Raw genomic sequence first — 23,893 nt, 5'->3', positions numbered from 1 at the left:
CCTAACCCAAATTTTCGTAATAGTCCCGGACGCGGTCTCGCCGGCGGGGATGGCGTAACTTTTGCAGAGCTTTGGCTTCAATCTGTCGTACTCTTTCCCTCGATAAATTCAAGATGCGGCCAATTTCCGAGAGGGAGTGCGCCACACCGTCTTGGAAACCAAAACGTAGGGCAATCACTTCCTGTTCCCTAGGGGTCAAATCTAGCAAAATTTCCTGCATGTCACTCTGGAGAGCTTCTCGCATCAACTCGTCCTCCGGTGACTGGGTGTCGGTTTCGAGTAAATCCATCAGCTCCGTGTCCTTATCCTGGCCAACTTTTAGCTCCAAAGAGACGGAACGGGGCACTTGGGTCAGTACTTCCCGCACCTGCTCCGGGGTCATACCCAATTCTTCCGCCACTTCATCTATTTTGGGGGTGTGGCCCTTTTCTTGGGAAATTTTTCTTTGGGCCCGTTTAATTTTGTTTAACTTCTCGGTGATATGCACTGGCAAACGAATCATGCGACTCTGGGTGGCGATCGCCCTGGTGATGCCCTGGCGAATCCACCAGTAGGAATAGGTGCTAAAACGGTAACCCTTGGTGGGATCAAATTTTTCCACCGCCCGCTCCAACCCCAGGGTGCCCTCTTGGATCAGGTCTAAAAGTTCCAAGCCCCGATTTTGATATTTCTTCGCAACGGAAACCACTAGCCTTAGATTGGCTTTGATCATGTGAGCTTTGGCCGTAATGCCCTGCTTTTCAACTTTGTCCAATTCTTCCACCGTCAACCCTGCTAACTCAGCCCATCGTTGTTTGCCTGTTTTGAGGGTTTGCTTGAGAACCGCTACGGTTTGCCCGAGGGTTTTGGCCCAACGCTCATAGGAAGGACGATGCCCCAATTGGGCTAACAATTGATCATGGATGGCGATCGCCGTTTGATATTGCTCCATGACCGGCTCAGATCCTGCGGCCTGATTTTGCATTTCCACCAGACGGAGATAGCTTTGCACCTGCTGGGCCACCTGCACCTCTTCGTCCCGCTTCAACAGCGGAATGCGTCCAATGTCCTGGAGGTAAAGGCGCACTAAATCAGTGCTAAATTGCTGACGATGGGCAACAGCAGTGTATGCCAAGTCCGGCAAATCTGCCGTTAAATCCTCCTCCTCCGGTGGCGACATAGCTTCCAAATTTCGTACATTAGTCGGTGGCGGCTCATCGTTGCTCGGTTTAGTCATGGAGGTCCGGGGGTGACTGGGGCTCGATGTTAAGTCAAGGGTAACATTCTTTAATTGTTTAATTTTTCGTCCGCACCGGCACAGTAAACTAGTCCGATGGCAGTTGGGGGTTCCCTGGACAATCTGGTTCTATCTCGGGTTTCCCCCATTGTAAACCTTTCCAAAAAGCTATGATCGACGGCCTGATTCCCTACCTGAAAATTCAAGCCCCCGACGGCAAAGAGGAACGGCTTAATCTCATCAAAACCCGCTATACCATTGGTCGTTTGCCTCAGTGCAATGATATTGTTTTGCCCGAGGAAGATGGCATCATTACCCGCATTCACCACTGTGTCCTGGCCAGGGAAGTGGAAGGGTGGCAAATTATCGACCAGAGCACCAATGGCACCACGGTGGAAAGACAGGGCCAGCGGCTGCAGTTGATCCATCAGCGGGTAAGGATGTTGCCCATGGTATCGGAAGATGTGATCTGGATTCACCATTGGCGTTTGCAGTTTATTGATCCAAGTCAAACCAAGCGGGTGGCGGTGCTCCGTTCTCAGGTTTCCCCCTCTAAGTCCTGGATTTTTAACACTAGTCAACAAACTCTTTTCCAAGTGCAAAATGGCGATCGCCAGAGAGTTCATGTGCGCCCTCAAGTCCGAAAAATGTTGCACCACATTGCCAGTAAAAATTTAGCTAACCAGGGCACTGCCATCGTTTGCCCCCGGGCGGAAATAATTACAGCAATTTGGGGCCCGAATGATTTTGGTTCCCACGAACAGGATCTGGATCGCTTGGCCATGGAAATTCGTAAAATCTTTGGCCAAACCTCTACTGGCGAACAATGGTTAGAAACGGTGGTGGGGGCAGGTTATCTACTCCACATTGATACGGAAAGCTGAATTACGATAGTCGACCGGGCCAGAAATTGAGCGAATTAGGGGCATTGTTGGGGAGCAATAGGCACCGCTGGTTTTTGTTCCTAGACCAAAAGCCCACGATATACTGCCTAGAAGAGAACACTTCCCGTCGCCGCCATGACTACTGCCCTTGAATATGCCTACTTTCCCGGTTGCGTTGCCCAGGGGGCCTGTGGGGAACTGCACCTGGCCACCACCGCCCTGAGCAAAGCTTTGGGCATTAAATTAGTGGAACTAAAAAAAGCTTCCTGTTGTGGTTCCGGCACCTTTAAGGAAGATTCCCAACTGTTGGAAGATAGCGTTAATGCTCGCAATATCGCCTTGGCGGAACAGTTGAAGTTGCCTTTATTAACCCATTGCAGTACCTGTCAGGGGGTAATTGCCCATGTGGACGAACGGCTTAAAAAAGCTCAAAAAAATGATCCTGCTTATGTGGAGCAAATCAACGGTTATTTAAAAAAAGAAAGCTGTGCTCCCTATCGAGGTTCCGGTCGGGTGACCCATTTACTCTGGGCTTTGGTGCAAGATTTTGGCTTAGAAACCCTGGCCCAGCGGGTGAAGAAAAATTTAGCCGGCCTCAACTGTGCTTCTTTCTATGGCTGTTACCTGCTCCGGGCCCAGGAAAATTTACCGGAAGCCAATCCTTTTGATCCCCAATCCCTGGAAAAAGTCTTTGCTACCCTAGGGGCTAATCCCATTTACTACGAAGGTCGCACCCAATGCTGTGGTTGGCCTATTTCCAGTTATGCCACGGCCCAATCTTTCCAACTGGCTGGTCGACATTTACAAACGGCGATCGCCGCTGGGGCCGATTGTTTGGTTACTCCCTGTCCCCTATGCCATCTACAATTGGATTCCCGTCAACCGGAAATTGGTAAGGTGTTGGGGCAGGCATTAAATTTGCCAGTGTTACATCTGCCCCAATTGGTGGGTTTGGCCCTTGGCATTAATCCCAAAGATCTAGGACTTGACCACCATGTGGTTTCCACTGCACCAGTGTTAGCCAAGCTTGGTCTGGCCTAGTTGATCTAGATTGGTCTAGAAATTTGCCTGGAGCCAATGGAGCGCAACTCAGTCTTACTCAAGTTTTACTGCAGCTCTACTGCAACCGACTGGCCATGGTGATCAGTCCCTGTTGTCCGATGAGAATTTCCCTTAGAAAAGTACAAATGAAGACCCAAAGGATGGGGGCTAGGTCAACGCCACCGATGGGGGGAACTAATTTACGCAGGGGAATTAGCAATGGTTCCGTCGGTAGGGCGATGAGTTTCCAGGGCCATTTAGTCAGTTCCACCTGGGGATACCAAGTGAGAATAATCCGAAAAATAAATAACACCGTCATCAGTGCCAGCAGAATTCCTAAGCCCTGGCCGGCGATCGCCGCATAATTCATATTTGTTCTGTGCCACAACTAGGCCGAGATTTTGACAAAAAGGTCTGATCTGATTGTAGGCAAATTGGCGATCAATCTTCAAATGGTGATCTAGGGCAGCAACGATCTAGCCTTGGTTATAATCTGCCTATTGGCCACTACTGCTCTGGTTTTTTCTGCCTGGGTTGGCGATCGTGGCCAACTGCAGTTTGGTCTCCTTAGAGGCCCACCAGGGGCAGTAAATACTTAAACGCCATGGAAGCTACCCCCCGCACAATGGCATCCAACTGGGGATTTCCCGCTCCCTTGCGCCGGGCTTCCTGCATACTGGCCAAATCTTCTAAAAATTGCTCTGAAGTTTTAACCCCCACCTCATCCTGGTTTTCCTCAAACAATAACTGAGCATATTCCACATTTTGTTTGGCGGAAGCTTCATTGCCAATTTTCAGTAGGGTCAAACCCCGCCCTAAATATCCCGGAGCAAATTCCGGATCCAGGGCCAAGGCTCGGTCGTAGTGTTTGAGGGCGGATTGATAGTTTCCCTTACTGGTTTCCAACAGGCCCCAGCCATAGAATAGTTGAGGAGTGCCGGCCGTATTGGGAACGGCTTGGGCTCCCTGCATATAGGCGGTTTCCAGGTTAGTGTTGATAAATGTCGCCCGGTCAAAATAAGCTTCACGGAAATCTGTGCCGTCGGTGATCGCTCCGTTTAAATTGGCCCCAGACAGGTTGGCCCCGTTCAACGAGGCAGAAGTTAAATTGGCGCCGGAAAGATTCGCTCCCGTCAGATCGGCCCCCGATAGGTTTGCCCCCGACAAATCCGCCCCCGTCAAATCCGCTCGGGTAAGGTTAACCATCACCAGGCCGGCTCCCCGTAAATCACAGAGAGGACATTTTTTAGTGGACAGTAATTGGGTCAGATCTTCAAAGTTAGCTCCGTGGGCGGCGCCAGCAAAGGTGGTTAGGCCCAGGGCCACAAGAAAGGGACGAATCTTCATGGGTTAACGCCGAGGGGACTTCACTACAAAATTGCTCTCCATTCTAGCCAAATATATGGATAGTCCCCACCCCCAATCCCCCCAGCTAGGTCACCGATGAGTTGGGCTATGGCAGGGCAGGGAGCAAAATGCCTAGATGGGTTTGATCGCCTCCAGTTCCGAGAGCCGAAAAGTCACTAATTTGTCCCAGTTACCATTTTCAAATAGAACTGCCGCTTTACCGTCACTGACCCGTTGGACTAAGCCTTCAAAGCGATAGTAAGTATCATCAACATTGGTGACCCGCACCGTTGCACCGGGAAAAATCATAATGGCTACCTGATTTTGGATTGGACAATTCTAGCAAAGGAGGCGGTTTTCTTTTGCCCCCAAGCCCATGGTTAAACTTGATAGTTGAGCATTAATTTAGTTAATTTAATTTTGGATGGAGCTTAACTGCCACTGTCCTTCTGCCTGGACTTCCAGACATTGCCGGTGAAAATTTCGCAGGGTAGGCCGATGCCCCACGCTGATGAAGGTGGTGCCCAAATCCGTCAGAGCATGGTACAAATCTGACTCGTTATCCACGTCCAGGGCGCTGGTGGCTTCATCGAGGATGGCGTAGCGGGGTTGGTTGATGAAAACTCGGGCTAGGGCAATGCGCTGTTGTTCCCCTAGGGAAAGGACGCTAGACCAATTTTCTAGGCTATTCAAACCGCCAAAACGCTCGGCTAAGTCCGGTAGATTGACTCTTTTTAATGTATTCAAGAGAAAATCATCATCCGCTATGGATTGGGAACTAGGGTAAATCAATTGTTCCCGCAGGGTGCCCAAAATCATATAGGGGCGTTGGGGTAAGAATAATAGGTCTTCCAGTTCAGGACGCTCAATGGTGCCTTGGCCGCTGTCCCATAAACCGGCGATCGCCCGGAGGAGAGAACTTTTGCCACTGCCGCTGGGACCCATGATTAACAAATGGTTGCCCGGAGCTACCGCCAGGGATAAATTACGCACCAAAACCCTTGGGGAATGGGGGGGAGAAAGGGTGACGTTATCCAGACTGACGGTGGGGCCAAGGTGGGTGGTAATGTGGTCAACCATGGCACTAGGGGAGCTTTCTCGGTCATGGCCGGGGCCGTTTAGGGCATCGTAAAATTCCCCTAAACGGTTAATGCTGGCGGCAAATTCAGTAATATTTTGAATCTGGTTAGTGACTAAAGATAGGGCAGAAAGCACCATGCCAAATGCCAAACTAGCCTGGGCGATCGCCCCGAAATCCAAGTCTCCCGCAAGGTAAAGAGGAGCAATAATGATATAGGGAATTAACCGGGTGAAATAGTTATAGCCCAGTTGAAATAAGCTGATTAGGGCCTGCCAAATAATTAAGAGATTAAAATTTCTAATTGCCCCCAGCAAACGCTCCGTAACTTGTTTCCGTTCTAGCCTTTCCCCCCGGTAAAAAGCAATGGATTCGGCGTTATCCCGCACCCGAACCAAACCGTAACGAAAATTAGCTTCCAATCGCAATTGTTCATAGTTAATGCGAATTAACCTGGTACCAATGGCGATCGCCGCCACCGTACCGAAAGTCGCATAGGCAATTAGTCCCCACATCAAGGTTTGGGAAATGCTATAGAGTATGGCAGTGAAGGAAATTAGGGTGAGAATGGAATCAAGAATATCCAGTAAAAAGTCTAGAGTAACCCCAGTAAAAGATTGAATATCTTGGGTTATCCTTTGGTCTGGATTGTCAATTAATGTATAGGCAGAATTGGAATCTAAGTGATAGTAAGAGCGCCCCTTAAAGTAACGACCCAGAAAATGTTCTGTGAGCCATTCCCGCCAGAGTACTCCCAACTTTTGTCGTAGGTAACGATAGGCAACAATGATGGGAATAGCCACCACAATAACGATGCCATAGATCCAGAGAAATTGCCAAAATACTTCCCCATCTTTGCCATTTAAAGCTGTATCAATAAAGCGAAAAACGAAACTTAAAATAACGTTTAAGCCGTTGACAATAAATAGTAACGATAGCAGTATGCCTAACAATAGCCACTGGAGCCATCGTTGTTGTAGCTTTTGTCTCTGGCTGGCAAAAACTGCCCCCGCTAGGGCTAAGGCCCCTAAACCAATCCAGGGAGCTGGGGAGTTGATCAGACTTTGCACCCCATCCACCAAGCCCTTACCGGATTTAGCAAAAAAATCGGGAAAAATCGCCGTGGCCCAGAGGGTCAACCCCATGGATAAAAATAGGGTCAAGGCCACCACCACCACCATCAGGGCCAGGATCAGAATCAGAAAAATCCGAGTTTGCTTTTGCCCGACGGGATAAAAATAGGGCTGGGCTGTTTCAACAAAGCGGTGCCACAGTTGGCGGTCAAACTGAAAACGCTTGGCTTGGGCTTGGGTCATGGAAATTTGGTCAATAGCAAAAGATTTTGATGCTGATGGATACTTTTCTTAGAAAGTGTTTGAAAAGTGTAAGGCTAGGTATTTATCCCCCTGAATCTCCTCACTAAAGCTCCGGCTTAAAAGTAGGATTTTTGTAACAGTTCCCCTCTTCCCAAAGGGGGCTAGGGGGGATTGGGGATTAAACAGCTAAAACTCAACTTTTGAAACAGGCTCTCAGATCCAAAAAATCAACTATGGCAACCACTCAGGGCCACTGACTATCTTACAGTTCCCCACAGGGCTCTTCCCAGCAATTTTTCGTCAATTACTAGGCATCATCACCAGAGAAGGATGGAATTTAGCTTTAAATTCAATGTCAACGGAGCACTAGGAAGAGGATTAGGATTGCTGTTTCTGTTTGTTGTCGGCCCCAGCACCACTGCCGCTGTTACTGGAAGGGGTAGCCGCACTAGCGGGCTCAATGGCCATGCCATCCCGCAATTCCAAAATTCTTGATACCGCCACCCGTTCACCGGCCTTAACTCCAGAAATGACTTGGTAGGATTGCCCCTGGATACCGCCTAAAACCACCGGGGTTTGTCTCGCTACCAATTCCATGCTGCTGGTGCCTTCTTTACTGTCACCCTGGGCATTTTTCGGTTGGGCAACAAAAATAAACTGCTGGGCACCGATGGAAGTAACCGCTGTGGTGGGGATCAAAAAGCCAGGCTGGCGGTCCCAAATAATTCTGACCCGGACGTACTGGTTATTGCGGAGGCTCCCGTCATTTTTGAAAATCACCTTAGCGAGGATGGACTGGTCACTGCGGTTGGCGGTGGGGGAAATAAAGCTGATGCGCCCCACTTCCCCTGCTTGGCCATCACTACGGACAATTTCCACTGGCAGGCCGATGCGTAGATCGTTGTATCGCTCCACTGGTACGTTGATGTCCAGCTCAAATTCTGTGTTGTTGGTGATGGTGGTGAAGCTCTGCCCCGTGCGGACAAAATCGCCAATCTGCAACGGTAAGTTACCGACAACACCACTAACCGGGGCCAAAACTCTGTTGTAGATTAATTCCTGGGAGGTAGCGCCAAGTTGGCCCTGGGCCTGTTCAATCGCGCCTTTTTGGGAGCTGACAGTAGCTCGGGAAGCGTTCACCCTTTGCACGGCGGCTTGGTAATTATCTTTGGCCTGTTGCACGGCGGATCTGGAGGCAGAGACGCTGGACTGGTTAGCTTGAACGGTAGCTTTGGCCGCTTGGACTGTTTTTTGAGCCGCTTCGGTGTTAGCTTTGGCATCTTCCAGTTGGGTGGTGCGATTGTCCAAATCCTGTTGGGGTTGTACTCCCGTTTCCACCAGGAATTGAGACCGTTTAAAGTTAATTTGGGCCAAATTCAGATTAGCTTGGGCTCGCTTTAAATCCGCTTCTCTGGTTTTTAATACCTCCTGGGAATTGGCTAAATCGGCGATCGCCCGGGCGAGATTAGCCTCTTGGGTAGTAACAAAGGACTGGGCTGCATCCCTTTCCGATTCGGAGGTGCGAAGATTAGCTTCACTGACCTGAAAATTGGACCGCTGGATGTTGAGATTACCCACGGCAGCATTGACATTTTCCTGTTGCTGGGTGGGTTCCAGGAGTAGAATGGGATCCCCTTCATTCACCTGCTGCCCCCACTGGGCATAAATCCTTAAAATACGTCCGTCGATTTTGGGTGCTAGCTCGACAAATTTGGTTGCCACCAGGTTACCGACAAATTCATTACTGTCAGTCACGGAGCTAGTTTCTAGGGTTTGCAACTGCACTGGAATGGCTTTGGGAGCACTGGCCCCTGGCTTATCCCCTCCACAGGCTGTGTTGAGCAGGGCAAGGGCCACCATTGAGCTGAGCATGGGGAACTGGGAGCGTTTTTTAACCATGGAAATTTAAAAGCCGAAAAACAACGCAACGGGAACAGTCACTTAGTTAAACGAACTAGCCGAGAAAAGCCGGTAAGAACGGTCAGTTAAGGTTATTCTATCCACTAATTCAGGGATTGATGAGCTCACAATTCTTAATATTTCTGGCAATTGTTGCTAGCTCCCCGGTGGACTAGACTACGGACTCGGGAAGGCAGTTCCAGAATTGGGTGAGAGTCTACAGAAATCGACTAAACTATGGCGACATTTACCTATGAACGACGGGTTTACCTAGGGAATACTGATGGGGCCGGGGTGGTTTATTTCAATCAGTTTTTGCAGATGTGCCACGAAGCCTATGAAAGCTGGCTCATGGCAGAAAATTTGTCTTTACAAAAAGTGATTAGTGCCGGGGATCTGGCCATACCCCTGGTTCGTGCAAGCATTGATTTTGTCTCCCCTGCCTACTGTGGCGATCGCCTGGTGGTGAAATTGACCATTACCCAGGCCAGTGCCCATCGCTTTTGCTGTGATTATCAGATCAGCCAGGCAGAATCTTTGCAAGTGGTGGCCCGGGCCCAAACCCACCACGTCTGCATTGCCTTGCCAGCTAGGAAAAAAGCGCCATTACCTCCCGCTTGGCAAGGGGCGATCGGTGACGTAGATCACCATTGAGGGGTGACTTTGGTCATTGTCAAACTAGATGGAAGCATTAGACTTGAATTTGGTGAGACTTTGCCTGGCGATCTGGCGATCGTCTACGCTTTGAGCAGTATCCGTGAAAATATCCTCCCAACCGTTGCGACCTTCCCCTTACACGGCCTACCGGGACCCTGATACGGGACAATGGCGCGTTGCTACCCAGGATCGGGAGAGGCAAGAGGAAACAAAGGAACAAAAAGATGATTTCTTCGGTGGCGACGTTCAAAAAAGCAACAATGCTCAACCACAGGGGCTGAAGGACTATTGGTCAAATTTTAATTTGCCTCCCCCAGCTTCGCGGTGAATTGGCACGACACTAGCCGCTTTTTCCCCTATCCTCTTGATCCCCCTAATCAAAACTAAAGTGTGGGAAACGCGTCGGGGAGATCTGCCCTAGTTTGTCGTAGTGGAGCCGGTCTCTGGTTTATCCTTGGGCGATCGCCTGGTTAAGACGGGTTGTGGCCCAGCCCTTTTGGTGTAGTAATAACCAGGATTGCAATAGATCCGGCCCCTGCACTGTGCCCATCAGCCCAGCCCGGAGGGATTTCATCACCACGCCTTTTTTCAGACCCAATTCTTTGGTCAAACGATTAATTTCCCCTTTGGCTTCATCCAAGGTTAACTCAGGCATATTCTGACTAAAGGTTAACGCCGCTTCTAACACCGCTTTAGCCCCTTCCACAGCCAATTGTTTTTGTCCATCTTCTTTGAGGTCTAGGCGATCGCCAAAGAGTAACTGACTTTCTGTGGCCGCATCGGTGAGCCTAGTTAAACTAGGGCCAATTAGGCTGGCCAAACTTTCCAACCAAGCTTGATCTTTTTCTAGATCAACTTGATAACCCCCGGCTTCTAAGTAGGGAATCAATAGGGGCATTAATTCCGCCGCCGGTAAAGCGTGGAGATATTGGCTGTTGATCCAATCCAATTTTTGCCAATCAAACTTAGCCCCAGCCTTGTTAACCCGCTCCAAACTGAACTGCTCCGCCGCTTCTGCCAAAGTAAAAATTTCCTGGGTCGAATCCGGGGGAGTCCAGCCCAGCAAGCACATATAATTGGCGATCGCCTGGGGCAGAAAACCCATGGAGCGAAAATCATCAATGGAAGTTACCCCATCTCGTTTGGATAATTTTTTGCCTTCCTGGTTCAAAATTAACGGCGTGTGGGCAAAGGTAGGCACCGTTGCGCCCAGGGCTTCGTAAAGCAAAATTTGCTTAGCAGTATTGGCAATGTGGTCTTCCCCCCGGATCACGTGGGTAATGGCCATGTCAATGTCGTCCACCACCACGGCCAGGTTATACAGGGGTTGGCCAAAGCCATCCTCAGCTTTTTCCGGTGTCCGGGCAATGACCATATCTCCCCCCAGATCACTGCCCTGCCAAACCATCTGTCCCCGGATTTGATCCTGCCAAATAATCTGGCGATCGTCGTCAATGCGAAAACGAATCACCGGCTGGCGACCTTCCGCGAGAAAAGCCGCTTCCTGTTCCGGGCTTAAATTACGATGGCGATTATCGTAACGGGGAGCTTGGTTATTGGCCTTTTGGGCTTCCCGCATTTGCTCCAATTCTTCACTGGTGCAGTAACAGCGGTAGGCTAGGCCCTGGTCCAACAACTTTTGGATCGCTTGGCGGTAATGATCCAGCCGTTGGGTTTGGAAAAAAGGCCCCTCATCCCAATTCAGGCCCAACCATTGCAGTCCCGACTGAATATTTTCCGTGTATTCCGGCTTGGAGCGCTCCAAATCCGTGTCCTCCACCCGCAGAATAAAAGTGCCTCCGGTGTGGCGGGCAAACAACCAATTAAAAACGGCGGTGCGGGCAGTCCCAATGTGGAGATTTCCGGTGGGACTGGGGGCAATGCGGACACGGACAGTCACAGGTTTTCCTCGTTGCAATAATTTTCTGGGCGGTTATTCATCCTACCCCAAAGCTTTGCACCCATTGATGGTGGGAGGGTGGCGGGAGTTAAACTCCATGGCCAATTTTCCTTGGTGATGGGAGTAATATGAGGTGAGGGAGTTAACTTACCGTTACCCATGAATAGCATTTCTGCGCCACTGGATTCGTCCTCCCAAGACCCCTTTCTTAGTTTGTTGCAGGCTTTGCAGCGCACTGATTTTTATCCCCACCGCGTTCAAAAACCGATTCAGTGTCTACAAACCCATTGTTCGGTGGTGTTTTTGACGGGGAAATATGCCTACAAGTTAAAAAAGCCGGTTGATTTAGGCTTTTTAGATTATTCAACTCCGGCGAAGCGCAAACATTTTTTAGAAGAAGAGTTGCGTTTAAATTCCCCCGTGGCACCGGATATTTACCAGGAAGTTTTAGCAGTTGAATTAAAAGATAACCAATGGCAGTGGCAGGAGAAAGAAGAGCCCACTGGAGATAATAATAACTCTCAGCCGAAGGATTATCTGCTAAAAATGGCTCAATTTCCCCAAGACTGTTTGCTTTTATCTTTGTTTGAACAGGGGAAGCTATCTAGCCAAGACATTATTGCCCTGGCCAAAAGAGTGGCGGAATTTCACCAGGGTACGGTAACCAATGCTGAAATTACTGGTTTTGGCGATCCGGAGGTAATTCGGCAGTCTGTATCAGCTAATTTCTCGGCGACGGAAAAATATTTAGGCATTGCCCAGGAGCCCAATAAATATCAACAAATTCGCCAATTTAGCGAGAATTTTTACCAAAGCCAGGAGCAAATCTTTCGAGAGAGACAGGCCATGGGCAGAATCCGTGAATGCCATGGTGATCTGCATTTGAGAAATTTATGTCAGTGGCGGGGAAAGATTCAATTATTTGATCGTATTGAGTTTAACCAACCATTTCGTTTTGTGGACGTGATGTATGACATTGCCTTTACGGTGATGGATTTGCAAGCAAAAGGTCGAACAGATTGGGGTTATCTATTTCTCAATACTTATCTTGAACAAACGGGGGATTGGCATGGTTTACAGGTGTTACCATTTTATCTCTGCCGCCAGGCCTATGTGCGGGCGAAGGTAACTTCTTTTCTATTAGATGATGCCAATTTAACTAAGGTAGAAAAGGAACAAGCCTTAGGGACGGCTAAAGATTATTACCACTTGGCGTGGCAGTATAGTCAGCAGGGCCAACAAATAAAGAGAGAAATAGTTTTAATGGCTGGGTTGTCTGGGTCAGGAAAAAGCACCGTTGCCCAGCAACTTGGTCAACTTTTACCCGCTGTTCATATCCGCTCCGATGCGGTACGTAAACATTTGGGAGGAGTAAACTTAAACAAGCCGGGGAAAGCCAATTTGTACAGCAAGGCTATGACAGAAAAGGTTTATCACCAATTGCTTGATTTAGCTGCTCTAGTGGTCAACTCCGGTTTTAATATCATTCTCGATGCCAAATTTGACCGGGTATCATGGCGATCGCCAATTGTCGAATTTGCGTTACGGGAACAGCTTTCTTTAACCATTATCAATTGCGATGCTCCCATAGAAGTTTTAACCAAACGTCTGCAGTCTCGCCGGGGAGATATTTCCGATGCTACTGAGACGTTGTTACTGCTCCAGGCCCTAGATTGGGAAGATTTCACCGAATCGGAAGAACCGTGGATTTTTTACTTCGATACCTCTAGCGTGGAAGAAAACCATTTACCCGAAGAACTTTTACGAATATTTCTCCCCCCGTCTGATTGATGTTTAGGTCAGCTTGGGCTACGGTTATGGAGCAATGAAGCTATATTGTGCGTTAGGAGTTGGCTAATTATGTCGGTGGTGTTGACGGTCGGCGATCGCCAGGTAAGGGAGGACGAATTGTATTCCCTACTGGTGGAGTATCAACTATTGCCCCATTTAGCCCGGGAAATCTTACTTGATCAGGCAGTGGCCCACATCCAACTGACCCCGGAAGAAGAACAGCAGAATTTAGCGCTTTTTTACCAACAAACCCAGATTACCAACGAAGAACAAAGACAGGCCTGGTTAAAGCAATCCGGCATGACCCTGGAGCAACTGGAAAAGTCAATTCTGCGCACCGGTCGTTTGGAAAAATTTAAACATCAAACCTGGGACGACCAACTGGAAGGGCATTTCCTCAACAGCAAAGATAAATTAGACCAGGTCATCTATTCCCTGATCCGTAGTCGAGATTCCGGCATTATTCAAGAACTATATTTTCGGATTCAGGAAGGAGAGGGGGATTTTAGTTCCTTAGCTCGGCAGTATTCCGAGGGGCCAGAGGCCCAAAATGGCGGCTTGATTGGCCCTGTTGAGCTAAATGTGCCCCATCCCCAAATAGTACAACTACTGAAAGGTACCCCCGCCGGACAACTCTGTCTGCCGATCGCCGTGGGAGAGTGGTGGATTCTGCTCAGGCTAGAAAAATACATTTCTAGTCAACTGGATGACAATATCCGGCAACGGTTGCGCAACGATCTTTTCCAAACCTGGTTGAGTCAACAAATCCAAACCAAAATCGAGTTTGCTGTCCCTTCTCCCCCTGAAGCATCGCAGATAGATACTGATTTGGTCGTAACTCAGGAATAACCAGCCCTAGCCCTTTGCCCTTGTCTTAGGCAGCCCTTCCCCAAGGGAATGCTTGCTTAGCGGGGGCTAACCTATGCAAAAATGGAAACTCTATGCCCACAGTGCCTTTTTTGGGCTTCTGTGCCCGTAGACCCTGTCAATCAACCAAGCCAACCCTAGAGAAAAGCCCTATGAATGTCGGCGATCGTGTTCGAGTCACCTCCTCCGTTGTGGTTTACCACCATCCAGAACATAAAAAAATAGCCTTTGATTTGCAGGATATGGAAGGAGAAGTGGCCGCCGTATTGACCGAATGGCAGGGCAGACCCATTAGTGCCAATTTGCCAGTGTTGGTGAAATTTGAAAAACGGTTCAAAGCCCATTTCCGCCCTGATGAAGTCACCATTATTGAGGGTTAATCTACTTCTCTTCAATGGAGTGCTGTGGCTTTTTCAATTATTTACTCAATCAAATTGATTAGAATGTTGATTGAGTGAGATTTGACTCTTTTCAGTAACATTGGAGATTCTTCAGAAGCTTTGCCCATGGCTAAATCAGAGAAAGAAGGTAATCCATCCCCAGAATCAGGTAGGGAACAGCCCTGGTGGAATCGTCCTGTGTTGGGGAAAGGAAGCCTAATCGAAGGTATTATCCAGACCAAACCAATGGTACCGGAAGAAGCTTTAATTGAGCGCAGAAAACATGCCAATGATCTCTATATTTTTGCTAAAACGGCTGAGGCGATCGACAGTCCCCAGTTTTTAGACCAAGAATTCATCACCTATATCAAAATTCAATATATGTTGGACAATGATCTGGGGGAATATGCGGGACTTAAACAAAGTTACCGATACTTGGAGCTAGCTATTGATGTCAAAGATTTACTCTTGTTTATCAATCAAACTGAGCTTAGATACCGGGGTTATAAGCAACAGGAATTTTATGACCAGGTGCCCCATATCCTTAAAGAATCTGAGGATGCCGACACTTTCAAACAACAGCTAGAAGCCACTGTAGTTGAAGCTATTGACCAAACAAAAACCCCGGAGGGGAAAGATGCTCTCAGCCACTACGTTGATAACCTAAAGCAAATCTCAGATAATCCCCTAGGACTCAACTTGCTGAGAAGATTTCATTCTTTTGAACAGTCTGACTATTCTGTGTTAGTGACTATTTCAGACTTAATTCGTAATATTGAAATTCGCAATATTCATGACCTTGCCATTTTAACTCATCTGGTCAACAAAAACATTGCCGTTTTTGATAAAATTAGTCAAATTATTCAGATACCAGCGGAAAAAAATAATAGTCGTTCCTTTGCTTTAATGATACAATTCATTGCTCTTAACCATCAACATGGCAATACGGCCCTAAAATTTGAACAATTAATTAAAGTACTGCGGCAATGGTTAAAGCATTATTACTCAATTATCAATATTCAACAAGCTTATCCTGAAGCTGACTACAAACAACCACCAGAATTTGCTGAACTAATTGCGGGAGAAAAAATTTATCGAAAATACTTGAATATTCTAACAGATAAAACTCAACAAATTTATTACTATGACCTGGGACAAAATGTACCTCTATAAAATTTAGGAAATTTTATCTCTTTTATTCCTAATTAACGAACAAAATTTTAAAGTTTCTAGTTGACTTGCCCAAGTTCTCTATTCGGCACACTGAAACTAAGTTTTTTCCATAGTGAGTGGTTTAAAAGTTGATCAATCTCACCCTGGGTATGTAGTCCCCGATAAATTAGACAATGGACTTGGGTTAATTAGCTAATATGGATACAATCCTATTTTTCAGTCCGTCTATTGTCTATGGCGTCAATATTTCTTCGGCTTTGAGTGTCACTATGGGTTCCAATTTCCCCAACAGGAAAAGTTTGCCAATGGCCGGAGATGGGTTTGAGCAATCCATAGCTAGATTGATTGTGAGCATTATTCCGGTGCAAGCAATTTATTATTGGTACTTGAGGGCTACCCCTGCCGAAGCAGAATTTATCCCGACCCTCTCCATTGTTCTCCAGACTGAGCATGCCCCACAGTTTGTGGCGGAAAAATGCTTCAAATTTATTGGCGATCGCCAAGAAGAGTTACAACGGGGAAAGAGCTTATTAACCGATTTAAAACAACACTGGCAAGAAATTAACCCAGCTAGTTTTGCTTCTGGGGCAGGGCAGGGAAACATCCATAACGATTTGCCTTATTTCCTCTTACCTATTTTTCAGCACAATCAATATGTTGGTGGCATTTGTTTAGTTGGGCCCCACGATCAATGGCGTCTTGAGCAATATTTGTTCCTGCAGGAAGTGGGTACGGTGTTTGCCTACCAATACCATGGCAGATCTGAAACTTTGGCTCCCCAAGGAAGTTCCAATGAGACCCCCATGACGATTAACTTGAGCCATATTCACCACGAATTTAGGACTCCCCTCACAGCCATCATTGGTTTTGCTAGAATGCTAAGGGATGAACTTTATGGCAAATTAAACCTTAAACAACACCAATATGTGCAAGGCACTTTAAACTCCGCTGAACACTTACTATCCCTGGTGAATGATTTTCTCGATCTATCAAAAATTGATGCCCGTTGCGAAGAATTATTTTATGAACAGGTTGCAGTGGAAGACCTATGTCTTTCCGTAATTTCCATGGTGCAAACTAAAGCTAAGGAAAAGCAATTAGCCCTAAATTTGACCATTGATGATGGAGTAGATTTTTGCTATGTCGATCAAAGGCGTTGGAAACAAATCTTAATTAATCTCCTTTCCAACGGAGTAAAATTTACTCCCCAAGGGAGTGTGACCTTGGCGGTAAAAGCCACCGATGAAGCATTAATTTTTTCCGTGATTGACACTGGCATTGGCATCAACCCGGAAGACCAGAGGGATTTGTTTCAACCTTTTAAGCAAATTTCCCGGCCCCTTAGTTTTGCTGAAAAAGGTACGGGCCTAGGGCTGGCCCTCTCCCGTCGCCTGGCCCAACTCCATGGCGGTGATATTCAATTAACTTCAACTCCTGGGGTTGGTAGCTGTTTTTCAGCTATTCTGCCCCTGAAAACACCGGCCAAAAATCACCAAACTTGACAATGGAGTGATTGAAAATTGGCAGTTTTATGGATAAAATTCTGTTGTTAAAATCATCACAATTTACTGAACTTAGGATAAAAACAAACATGGGAGAATCAAAGCGTCGTAAACAATCCCTTGGCGATCGCTATGGCCAGGATCAACGGGTTGTCGAGTGGTTGCCTTTAACCAAAAAACAAGCCGAGGATTTCTATAAATGGACTACCAAAGGAGCCTGGATTGGCATTGGTGTGATGGCCGGCTTGTGGGTCACAGTCAGATTTATTGGCCCCACTTTTGGCTGGTGGACCGTCCAATAAACCGGCGATCGCCGAGTCCCAACGTCGGGAAAAGCAGTTAAGATGGAGAGGACGCCGTTCTTTGCCGCCCTATGGTTACCCTTAATGAAACTGACTTGTTGGTGGTTCGGGGAGTTCAGTTCCGGGACCTGGAAAATTTAGATAAACTGACCGACCAACAGGGGGCAACGTCGGGACGTTCTTTAGCGAGTAGATTACCGCATAATCCTTTCTGGTACGGCATGCTCAGGGCCTTGGGTTGTTTTCCCAATCCGTTGCAACATCTTTTCCATTGCTTTGTGGCGGAACAGAAACCCCAGGGTACCATCAGTGGCTTTGTGCAAGTGGCCCCATTCAACACCAGTCGCTCCACTTGGAAAATAGAGCAACTATCGGTACAAACCCAGGCCATTCAACCGGAATTGGTAACAGACCCGAAAGGTATGGGATCCCAGCTATTGCGCTACTGTTTTCAAAATGTCTGGGAAGCTCGCACCTGGGTGTTGGATGTGGATGTAAACGATAAAAATATCCTTGCTCTTTACCGGCAGAATGGTTTTCAGCCCCTAGCCCAGATTACCCATTGGTCTTTGTCGGCGGAACTGTTGACCAATCTGGCCCAGAACGATCCTGATTTACCCAATTTACTGCCTGTCAGCAATGCTGATGCGGCCCTACTCTGTCAGCTTGATTGTGTTTCCATGCCTCCTTTGATGCGTCAGGTATTTGACCGCCATGTGGCGGATTTCAAACGGCGCTTTCTGAGTTCTTTATTAAACCGTTGGCACAATTGGTACACCCACCAGGAAGAAGTTAGTGGCTACGTCTTTGAACCCCAGCGTAAAGCGGCGATCGCCTATTTCAAACTTACTCTGTCCACCGATGGTCAACAGGCCCACCAAGCAGAATTAACCGTACATCCTGCCTACACTTGGCTCTATCCCAAATTGTTAGTGAAAATGGCCCAACTAGTGCAAGGTCTTCCCCCCCAGGCCCTAATGTTAGAATCAGCGGATTATCAACATGAACGGGAGGAATATTTGGAACAGTTGGGGGCTCAGCGTCAGCAACATCGTTTGTTGATGTCCCGTTCCGTCTGGCACAAACTCAAAGAAACTAAGCCAGAGCGATTGCAACTTTCCGAAGTATTACAGGGATTACAACCATTGCCCCGCACCCCCATTCCCAGTCGTATTTCCCTACTAAATCTGCCGTTAAAATCCCAAAAGGACCGTCCAGATAATCAAGATAAACAGGCTAATTTAGGGCATGAAGATTTACCGGAAAATGGCCATCACATTTAAACTTCAGATAAAGTTAAAAGCCTGTTGGTAACATCCTAATTTGCCCACTTAATTCACTAAGATTGGGAAGTCTTTGTGTAATATCTTTCCCAATCGAGGGGGGCTGAGAAGACTAAATTCCAACAATTTAATTGTTTAAACATTATCTTAAGAAGAAGCTTTCTCTTGGTCTGGATTGGGGACGGGATCATAACCCCCCGGATGGAGGGGATGGCAGCGTAAAATCCTTTTCAGAGCCAAATAACTCCCCCGCCAGACTCCGTGGATTTCCATCGCATCTAGGGCATACTGAGAGCAGGTGGGCTGGAAACGACAACTGGGCGGAAACAATGGTGAAATCAAAATTCGATAGATTTTGATCAGAGTTAAAAGCAACTTTTTCATCATTTATTAGTAACTATTGATCACAGAATAACAACTTTTCAATTGGGACTTGAATTAATCTTTAAATTTTCGTTGTTAACAACTAATTTATCTATATTTATTGCTCAAACATAATGCCATGGCTACATTTCCACGTTGTTAGATGGGCGCCAAGCCTCATATAATATGCCATAACCCTGATCCAATCTAGCTTCCGGTCTCCGACCTCCCTATGAAAAGTGCTTTTTTAGACCGTCTCCACAGTCCCGATCGCCCGGTATTAGTCTTTGATGGGGCTATGGGTACAAACCTGCAGGTGCAGAACCTAACGGCGGCGGATTTTGGGGGGGCGGAATATGAAGGCTGTAATGAATATTTAGTCCATACTAAGCCAGAGGCCGTAGCCACGGTGCATCGTGCTTTTTATGAAGCGGGGGCCGATGTGGTGGAAACAGATACCTTTGGGGGGACGCCCTTGGTGTTGGCGGAGTACGATTTAGCAGAGCAAAGTTATTACTTAAATAAAACGGCGGCGGAGTTGGCCAAGTCGGTGGCGGCGGAATTTTCTACCCCAGAAAAGCCTCGATTTGTGGCCGGCTCCATGGGACCAGGCACTAAGCTGCCTACCTTAGGGCATGTGGACTATGATAATCTCAAGGATGCCTATGTGGTTCAGGTGCGGGGTTTATACGACGGCGGGGTGGATTTATTGCTAGTTGAAACCTGCCAGGATGTGTTGCAAATTAAGGCGGCCCTGAACGCTATTGAACAGGTCTTTACCGAAAAAGGCGATCGCCTGCCGTTGATGGTGTCAGTAACCATGGAAACCATGGGAACCATGCTGGTGGGTACAGAGATGGCGGCGGCCTTGGCCATTTTGGAACCCTATCCCATCGATATTTTGGGGCTGAACTGTGCCACCGGGCCGGACTTGATGAAGGAGCACGTCAAATATCTTTCTGAACATTCTCCCTTTGTGGTGTCCTGTATTCCCAATGCTGGTTTGCCAGAAAACGTTGGCGGCCAAGCTTTTTATCGCCTCACCCCGGTGGAACTTCAAATGTCCCTGATGCACTTCATCGAAGATTTGGGGGTACAGGTCATCGGCGGGTGTTGCGGCACTAGGCCCGATCACATTAAGGCTTTGGCGGACATTGCCAAGGACTTGCATCCCAAAGAGCGTCAACCCCAGTACGAACCCAGCGCCGCTTCCATCTATTCCACCCAAACCTACGCCCAAGAAAATTCCTTTTTAATTATTGGCGAACGCCTCAATGCCAGTGGCTCCAAAAAATGTCGGGATCTGCTCAACGAGGAAGATTGGGACAGCCTGGTTTCCCTGGCTAAATCCCAGGTAAAAGAAGGGGCCCAAATCCTTGATGTCAATGTGGACTATGTTGGCCGGGATGGGGTGCATGACATGAAAGAATTAGCTTCCCGGCTGGTTAATAATGTCACCCTACCGTTGATGCTAGACTCTACCGAATGGCAAAAAATGGAAGCAGGGCTGAAGGTTGCTGGGGGAAAATGTATCCTCAATTCCACCAACTACGAAGACGGGGAAGAACGGTTTTATAAACTGCTAGAAATTGCCAAAGAATATGGGGCGGGTATTGTCATTGGTACCATTGATGAAGATGGTATGGGTCGTACCGCCGACAAGAAATTTGAAATTGCCAAACGGGCCTACGAAGCGGCGATCGCCTTTGGTTTACCAGCCACGGAAATATTTTTTGATCCCCTGGCATTACCCATTTCCACAGGCATTGAAGAAGATAGAGAAAACGGCAAAGCAACGGTGGAGGCCATTAAACGCATTCGAGAAGAATTACCCGGTTGCCATATCTTATTGGGAGTTTCTAACGTTTCCTTTGGTTTGAATCCCGCCGCCCGCCAGGTACTCAATTCCATTTTTCTACACGAATGTATGCAGGTGGGTATGGATGCAGCTATTGTCAGTGCCAATAAGATTTTACCTCTGGCAAAAATCGACCCAGAACAACAACAAGTGTGCCTAGATTTAATCTATGATCGCCGGAAATTTGATGGGGAGCGCTGTACCTATGATCCGTTAACCAAACTCACCACTTTATTTGAAGGCAAAACCACCAAACGGGATAAGTCCGGTGATGCTAATTTACCTGTGGAGGAACGACTCAAGCGCCACATTATTGATGGGGAAAGATTGGGCTTGGAAGATGCTTTAAATGAAGCCTTAAAACTCTACCCTCCCCTAGATATTATTAACATCTATTTATTAGATGGGATGAAAATAGTCGGGGAATTATTTGGTTCCGGACAAATGCAATTGCCTTTTGTGTTGCAATCGGCCCAAACCATGAAAGCGGCGGTAGCATTTTTAGAACCCCATATGGATAAGGATGATTCGGCCGACAATGCCAAGGGTACTTTTTTAATTGCCACCGTTAAGGGGGATGTCCACGACATTGGCAAAAACTTAGTGGACATTATTCTTTCCAACAATGGTTATCGGGTGGTCAATTTAGGCATTAAACAGCCAGTGGAAAACATTATCGAAGCCTACAAAGAACATAAGCCTGACTGTATTGCCATGAGTGGTTTATTGGTCAAATCCACTGCCTTTATGAAGGAAAATTTAGAGGTTTTCAATCAAGAAGGCATTACGGTGCCAGTAATTTTAGGGGGAGCCGCGTTAACTCCTAAATTTGTCCATCAAGATTGTCAAAACACTTACAAAGGCCAAGTAATTTACGGTAAGGATGCCTTTGCTGATTTGCATTTCATGGATAAACTTATGCCCGCTAAAAGTGCTGCTAGCTGGGATGATTTCCAAGGATTTTTGGGCGAATATGCCGAAGAAAATGGCCACGCCCCCATGGCAGATAATGATGCCAAAACTAACTTTGGCATTGAAGAAGAAAAGTTAATTGATGCCAGTGAACAATCCACGGAGCCAGAGGTAATTGATACAGTCAGATCCGAGGCGGTGGACTCTAATATTGCAAGGCCAGTGCCACCCTTTTGGGGAACCAAAATTTTACAACCCAGTGATATTTCCCTAGAGGAAGTATTTCTCCTCTTGGACTTGCAAGCTTTATTCGTCGGCCAGTGGCAATTCCGCAAACCCAGGGAGCAATCCAGGGAAGAGTACGATCAATTTTTAGCAGAGAAAGTTCACCCAATTTTGGTGGAATGGAAAGCCAAAGTCATGGCGGAAAATTTACTCCATCCCACCGTGGTTTATGGTTATTTTCCCTGTCAATCTCAGGGCAATACCTTATTAATTTACGATCCTGAACTAGTCAGCCAAAATAATGGCCAAATTCCCCCGGATGCAACGGCGATCGCCGAGTTTGAATTTCCCCGCCAAAAATCAGGGCGGCGACTTTGTATTGCGGACTTTTTTGCCAGCAAGGAATCGGGACTAACGGATGTATTTCCTTTACAAGCGGTGACAGTGGGGGAAATAGCAACGGAATATGCGAGGGAACTATTTGCCGGAGATAATTACACCGACTACCTCTACTTCCATGGTATGGCGGTACAAATGGCGGAAGCTTTAGCGGAATGGATCCACCAACGGGTACGACAGGAGTTGGGCTTTGGTCATTTAGATCCTGATAATATCCGCGATATTCTTCAACAACGTTACCAAGGCTCTCGCTACAGTTTTGGTTATCCCGCTTGCCCCAATATGCAAGATCAGTACACCCAATTAGAACTGTTACAAACAGAACGAATTGGCTTGTATATGGATGAAAGTGAACAGGTTTATCCGGAGCAATCGACCACGGCGATCATCGCCTACCATCCTGCGGCTAAATATTTCAGCGCTTAAAATTCCCATACTCTCTTATTTGACATTGTGCCCAAGAAAATTAGAGAATTAAAAACGATGCTTTTTCAATCAGGTTTTACTTGTAAATCTGGCAAGGGGAGTCATACAAAATGGTATCATCCCCTACTGGATGGAATAGTTACACTTTCTGGTAAAGACGGCAGTGATGCTAAGTTTTATCAAGAAAAGGATGTTTTACAAGCTATTCAAATTGTTAAACAAAAAGGAGAAGATTGATGATGGAAAATGTTCAAAACCATTATTCTTTAATTATTCAATGGTCAGATCTTGATAACTGCTTTGTAGTCAGTTTACCTGAATGGGGTGATTTTTGTCACACCCATGGGGATACCTATGAGGAGGCTTGCCAACAAGGGAAGGAGTTGTTGGATTTTTTAATTAAAACTACGCTAGAGGAAGGGAATATTTTGCCTATTCCTCAATCTTTTCAACAACCATTAGTTACGACTTAAGTTAAGACAAGTACAATTAAGAAATAGATTAAAGAACGTAAATAATTTTATAAACATGATTAACTTTTCATACCCAGGTATATAGCAATGCTATTTAATTTTTCAAGCTTAATAATTTTGAGCAGCTTGTTCTGCCTCTGCTGTGCTCACAGGTAAAATATTGACAGACGTTAAAATGCTGGCAATTGCTTGTTCAATTTTCAATGCACGTTGGGGATTTAGGGCTAAGCCATATTGTTGAAATGGTAATCTCAATGGGTGGGATTTGTTTTAGTTTAATTGTTGTTCTCGGTTCTCCCTTAATAAAGTCACTAATCACACAAGTATTAAGCAAGTAGCGCATTAGAATAACTCCGGTTCCCAGGGAGGGAGAAGTTCATCTCGGTAAGACTCAAATTCAGGGAAATCGGGAAAACCGTCGTAAGACAGAATAACTTCTGGCCATTGGGAAGTGGGAACGTTAGGTATTTCAATTATTTGGGGTAAGGCTTGCAAAATGATGGTTTGTAAAGGGACATTTGATGTTTTTGCTTGACGGAGTAAATTTTATTCAAGGTCTGGCGGTAGATTGATCGTAATTTGCATTCTCTTTTCCCTCAGA

General features: G+C 46.8%; 23 protein-coding genes. 14 read left to right on the top strand and 9 right to left on the bottom strand.

Going from position 1 to position 23,893, the window contains the following annotated elements; translation table 11 throughout:
• Position 1 precedes the first annotated feature (1 nt).
• Positions 2–1,216 carry an RNA polymerase sigma factor SigC gene (gene sigC, locus IQE94_RS12015; RefSeq protein WP_223342025.1) on the bottom strand — a complete coding sequence of 405 codons (1,215 nt, stop codon included), beginning with the start codon at positions 1,214–1,216 and terminating at the stop codon, positions 2–4.
• A 170-nt stretch (positions 1,217–1,386) separates the two neighbouring features.
• Between sigC and IQE94_RS12010 the strand changes: the two genes are divergently transcribed.
• Positions 1,387–2,100: an FHA domain-containing protein gene (locus IQE94_RS12010; protein WP_212718646.1), complete on the top strand. Its 714-nt coding sequence runs from the start codon at positions 1,387–1,389 to the stop codon at positions 2,098–2,100.
• A gap of 135 nt (positions 2,101–2,235) precedes the next feature.
• Positions 2,236–3,141, top strand: coding sequence for a CoB--CoM heterodisulfide reductase iron-sulfur subunit B family protein (locus IQE94_RS12005; protein WP_212718644.1), 906 nt, complete (start codon positions 2,236–2,238; stop codon positions 3,139–3,141).
• Between the two features lie 76 nt (positions 3,142–3,217).
• Here the strand turns inward: IQE94_RS12005 and IQE94_RS12000 are convergent, their stop codons facing one another.
• The 5 genes from IQE94_RS12000 to IQE94_RS11980 form a co-directional block, all read right to left on the bottom strand.
• Positions 3,218–3,511, bottom strand: a complete 294-nt coding sequence (locus IQE94_RS12000) for a YggT family protein (protein WP_162329697.1) — start codon at positions 3,509–3,511, stop codon at positions 3,218–3,220.
• 197 nt (positions 3,512–3,708) lie between these two features.
• Positions 3,709–4,488, bottom strand: coding sequence for a pentapeptide repeat-containing protein (locus IQE94_RS11995; protein WP_212718641.1), 780 nt, complete (start codon positions 4,486–4,488; stop codon positions 3,709–3,711).
• A gap of 132 nt (positions 4,489–4,620) precedes the next feature.
• On the bottom strand, positions 4,621–4,797 hold the full coding sequence (locus tag IQE94_RS11990) for an NAD(P)H dehydrogenase subunit NdhS (RefSeq protein WP_212718639.1): 177 nt from the start codon (positions 4,795–4,797) through the stop codon (positions 4,621–4,623).
• 105 nt (positions 4,798–4,902) lie between these two features.
• Positions 4,903–6,882, bottom strand: a complete 1,980-nt coding sequence (locus IQE94_RS11985; RefSeq protein WP_223342024.1) for an ABC transporter ATP-binding protein/permease — start codon at positions 6,880–6,882, stop codon at positions 4,903–4,905.
• 378 nt (positions 6,883–7,260) lie between these two features.
• Positions 7,261–8,781 (bottom strand): efflux RND transporter periplasmic adaptor subunit, encoded by a 1,521-nt coding sequence (locus IQE94_RS11980; RefSeq protein WP_212718623.1) that lies wholly within the window; start codon positions 8,779–8,781, stop codon positions 7,261–7,263.
• Positions 8,782–9,018: 237 nt separating this feature from the next.
• On the opposite strand from IQE94_RS11980, the gene IQE94_RS11975 reads away from it, so the two are divergent.
• Positions 9,019–9,435, top strand: coding sequence for a thioesterase family protein (locus tag IQE94_RS11975; protein ID WP_223342023.1), 417 nt, complete (start codon positions 9,019–9,021; stop codon positions 9,433–9,435).
• Between the two features lie 103 nt (positions 9,436–9,538).
• Positions 9,539–9,766, top strand: coding sequence for a hypothetical protein (locus IQE94_RS11970; protein ID WP_212718619.1), 228 nt, complete (start codon positions 9,539–9,541; stop codon positions 9,764–9,766).
• A 120-nt stretch (positions 9,767–9,886) separates the two neighbouring features.
• On the opposite strand, the gene gltX is transcribed toward IQE94_RS11970, so the two are convergent.
• Positions 9,887–11,338, bottom strand: a complete 1,452-nt coding sequence (gltX, locus tag IQE94_RS11965; protein WP_212718617.1) for a glutamate--tRNA ligase — start codon at positions 11,336–11,338, stop codon at positions 9,887–9,889.
• A 159-nt stretch (positions 11,339–11,497) separates the two neighbouring features.
• Here gltX and IQE94_RS11960 point away from each other — a divergent pair, with 159 nt between their 5' ends.
• The 7 genes from IQE94_RS11960 (at position 11,498) to IQE94_RS11930 (ending at position 18,636) form a co-directional block, all read left to right on the top strand.
• Positions 11,498–13,129, top strand: coding sequence for an AAA family ATPase (locus tag IQE94_RS11960; protein WP_223342022.1), 1,632 nt, complete (start codon positions 11,498–11,500; stop codon positions 13,127–13,129).
• Between the two features lie 69 nt (positions 13,130–13,198).
• Positions 13,199–13,978, top strand: a complete 780-nt coding sequence (locus tag IQE94_RS11955; RefSeq protein ID WP_212718613.1) for a peptidylprolyl isomerase — start codon at positions 13,199–13,201, stop codon at positions 13,976–13,978.
• A 170-nt stretch (positions 13,979–14,148) separates the two neighbouring features.
• Complete coding sequence (locus IQE94_RS11950) at positions 14,149–14,376, top strand: ferredoxin-thioredoxin reductase variable chain (protein ID WP_212721844.1); 228 nt, start codon at positions 14,149–14,151, stop codon at positions 14,374–14,376.
• Between the two features lie 126 nt (positions 14,377–14,502).
• A complete protein-coding gene (locus IQE94_RS11945; protein ID WP_212718611.1) occupies positions 14,503–15,549 on the top strand; it encodes a hypothetical protein in 1,047 nt (348 codons plus the stop codon).
• 197 nt (positions 15,550–15,746) lie between these two features.
• Complete coding sequence (locus IQE94_RS11940; protein ID WP_223342021.1) at positions 15,747–17,051, top strand: HAMP domain-containing sensor histidine kinase; 1,305 nt, start codon at positions 15,747–15,749, stop codon at positions 17,049–17,051.
• An 89-nt stretch (positions 17,052–17,140) separates the two neighbouring features.
• Entirely contained in the window at positions 17,141–17,353 is a 213-nt protein-coding gene (locus IQE94_RS11935) for a DUF2839 domain-containing protein (RefSeq protein ID WP_010873662.1), read from the top strand.
• Positions 17,354–17,424: 71 nt separating this feature from the next.
• Positions 17,425–18,636: a GNAT family N-acetyltransferase gene (locus IQE94_RS11930; RefSeq protein ID WP_212718609.1), complete on the top strand. Its 1,212-nt coding sequence runs from the start codon at positions 17,425–17,427 to the stop codon at positions 18,634–18,636.
• Positions 18,637–18,783: 147 nt separating this feature from the next.
• On the opposite strand, the gene yidD is transcribed toward IQE94_RS11930, so the two are convergent.
• Positions 18,784–19,023: a membrane protein insertion efficiency factor YidD gene (gene yidD, locus IQE94_RS11925; protein ID WP_212718607.1), complete on the bottom strand. Its 240-nt coding sequence runs from the start codon at positions 19,021–19,023 to the stop codon at positions 18,784–18,786.
• Between the two features lie 208 nt (positions 19,024–19,231).
• Here yidD and metH point away from each other — a divergent pair, with 208 nt between their 5' ends.
• The 3 genes from metH to IQE94_RS11910 are packed head-to-tail and all read left to right on the top strand — an operon-like array spanning position 19,232 to position 23,292.
• A complete protein-coding gene (gene metH / locus IQE94_RS11920; RefSeq protein WP_212718605.1) occupies positions 19,232–22,819 on the top strand; it encodes a methionine synthase in 3,588 nt (1,195 codons plus the stop codon).
• Between the two features lie 27 nt (positions 22,820–22,846).
• Positions 22,847–23,056 (top strand): type II toxin-antitoxin system HicA family toxin, encoded by a 210-nt coding sequence (locus tag IQE94_RS11915; RefSeq protein ID WP_212718597.1) that lies wholly within the window; start codon positions 22,847–22,849, stop codon positions 23,054–23,056.
• On the top strand, positions 23,056–23,292 hold the full coding sequence (locus IQE94_RS11910; protein ID WP_212718595.1) for a type II toxin-antitoxin system HicB family antitoxin: 237 nt from the start codon (positions 23,056–23,058) through the stop codon (positions 23,290–23,292). The genes IQE94_RS11915 and IQE94_RS11910 overlap by 1 nt, the downstream gene beginning before the upstream one ends.
• Positions 23,293–23,634: 342 nt before the next feature.
• Here IQE94_RS11910 and IQE94_RS11905 read toward each other — a convergent pair whose 3' ends face one another.
• Positions 23,635–23,787 (bottom strand): hypothetical protein, encoded by a 153-nt coding sequence (locus IQE94_RS11905; protein WP_223342020.1) that lies wholly within the window; start codon positions 23,785–23,787, stop codon positions 23,635–23,637.
• Positions 23,788–23,893 lie beyond the last annotated feature (106 nt).

The sequence above is a fragment of the Synechocystis sp. PCC 7339 genome, assembly GCF_019924095.1.
Taxonomy (GTDB): Bacteria; Cyanobacteriota; Cyanobacteriia; order Cyanobacteriales; family Microcystaceae; genus Synechocystis.
This window is presented reverse-complemented; position numbering and strand designations above follow the sequence as displayed.